3 protein-coding genes are annotated in these 2,231 nt (G+C 38.7%); 2 read left to right on the forward strand and 1 reads right to left on the reverse strand.

The window, feature by feature from the left end; translation table 11 throughout:
- Positions 1 to 65: 65 nt before the first annotated feature.
- Positions 66 to 332 (reverse strand): hypothetical protein, encoded by a 267-nt coding sequence (locus BLP33_RS27075; protein WP_090535045.1) that lies wholly within the window; start codon positions 330 to 332, stop codon positions 66 to 68.
- Between the two features lie 271 nt (positions 333 to 603).
- Between BLP33_RS27075 and BLP33_RS27080 the strand changes: the two genes are divergently transcribed.
- On the forward strand, positions 604 to 1,257 hold the full coding sequence (locus BLP33_RS27080) for a DUF5683 domain-containing protein (RefSeq protein WP_256382342.1): 654 nt from the start codon (positions 604 to 606) through the stop codon (positions 1,255 to 1,257).
- A 160-nt stretch (positions 1,258 to 1,417) separates the two neighbouring features.
- Positions 1,418 to 1,963, forward strand: coding sequence for an REP-associated tyrosine transposase (locus BLP33_RS27085; protein WP_090535048.1), 546 nt, complete (start codon positions 1,418 to 1,420; stop codon positions 1,961 to 1,963).
- Positions 1,964 to 2,231: the final 268 nt, after the last annotated feature.

The following is a 2,231-nucleotide window of genomic DNA, read 5'->3' on the forward strand; positions in this document are numbered from 1 at the left end:
AAAAACTCAAACGTAGGTCTGGTAAATACAAAACCTTAACTAATTACAAAAGAGCAATATAATCCTTAACTTAATGACATTGGCCGGTATCCGCTTAATATCCCTGTTCGTCTTCCGCCATCTTTGGTTGCTTTTAGCTTTATTAAAGCTTTAACAGAAATTAGTTGGTGTTCTTCCTGCTTTATTTCCCTGATACTCGCAAGAGTATATTTATCATAAGCCATAACATCAAATACTTTTGATGCCCCTGTATCAAGCCATCTTTTGTAGATGAGTTTGCCGTTCATGTATACGTAGAGTTCGCGATCTTTGACTTCTTTGTGGATTAGCATGGTATTTATAAAGGTAGAAATTGTGCGTGTAAACACCATGAACTATAAGATAGTCAGTGTTGAGAACCTGCTACACATGAGCACCAGCCAAGGGGAGTTTAACCAGCCACTGCGACAGCCATGTTTCAGGTGCTTTTTATCATTTTAAAAGAAATAATAAAAAGTAATATCATAAGTTATAATTAAATCGTTAATAAGCTTAGTTACAAATCTGAACCTTACTTCAAGTCACAAATCATCAATGCTGAAATTTCTGCTAATTCTTTTCTTGATGAGCTTTTTATCATCTATCATCAACGCTCAAACCTTAGATAGGATAGAAACCGGCATAATCGATACATCAAAAAAACATTCGCCTGTTCGATCCCTATCTGCTTCTTTTGCGCCCAAAATTGATCAGTCACGAGAGAGAATATATCATCCGGATAGTTCCCATATTCCGCACAAGGCAGTTATGCGTTCCTTAATGATTCCAGGTTATGGACAGATCTATAACCGCAGATGGTGGAAAGTCCCGTTGATTTATGGTGGCCTGGGCCTACTTGCCTCGGCAATAATCTATAACCAGCACCAATACAACGAATACCTCTCCATATCGCGATACCGTCAGGGTGATCCGCCAAGCCCTGGCGCCCCCTATTACAATCAATATATTCTTTTCAGGGATTATCAGGTTTCGGATGCCCGATTGAGCGATGCGCGGGAAAATTCAAGAAGAAACAGGGATTTGAGTATAATGGGCTTTCTGGCAGTTTGGGGCATCCAGGCAATTGATGCATACATCGATGCGAAGTTCCTGCATTCTTATTCAGTTGATAATAATCTATCATTCAGGGCAACTCCCCAAGTTATAAATCAACAGGTATATGCACAGGATGCCGGTTTCAAGTATATTCCGGGTATTAAAGTAATTTGTAGCTTCTGATAAGCTGTTTAAAAGCGATTTAGTAAAACTGATATAGCAAACGCTACCGCAAGCGTCCTCGCTTGTGGACATCATGCTAAAACAACAGGCTGGTTGATTAACTAGATGTGGGTTATAAGGAGATGCTTGGGATAGAGAAAGATAAAATGTATTTTTAAATATGAGCCGTAATTATAAATTCCATAACTCCGAAGGAATGTATTTCGTGAGTTTTGCCACAGTGTTTTGGATAGATGTATTTGTGCGGCGATTATACTTTGATTGCGTGGTAGATAATCTTAATTTTTGTGTGCGTGAGAAGGGAATGGAAGTATATGCCTGGTGTATTATGCCAAGCCATGTTCATTTGGTATTTCGATCAGAGCAGATTAAACCCGAGGAGTTGATAGGTGGTTTTAAATCTGTAACATCGAGACAACTTATCAAGTTGATTGATGAAAATATACAAGAGAGCAGACGCGAATGGCTTTTAAATTCATTTAAAAAAGCTGGCGCAGCAAACTCAAATAATACAAAAAATCAATTTTGGCAACAACACAACCAACCTATCGAACTTTGGAGTAATCATGTTATACAACAAAAAATAGATTATACCCACAATAATCCGGTAGTTGCCGGTTTTGTTGAAAATGATTATGAATATTTCTATAGCAGCGCACGAGATTATGCTGGTATTAAAGGGCTGGTTAAGGTAGAAATAGATTAGTTTATAAATTCAACGCTCCCGCAAGCGTCCTCGCTTGTGGACATCATGCTAAGTTATGCAAGCGGATCGTCATGTTATAGACCTGAACGCGGGCCACAAGCGAGGACGCTTGCGGCAGCGGGGGGTTAGGATTAATTAATATTGTAAACGTATAACAGGATTTAGCAGTTAAACGGTCTCATACGGCTATAGGTTTACAGTTTTGGAATAAACTTATTCCAGATGAAAGAAACAATGTTGTCACGCTTCTCCTTTACAGAGACTTTTA

The sequence above is a fragment of the Mucilaginibacter sp. NFR10 genome (assembly GCF_900100445.1).
GTDB lineage: Bacteria > Bacteroidota > Bacteroidia > Sphingobacteriales > Sphingobacteriaceae > Mucilaginibacter > Mucilaginibacter rubeus.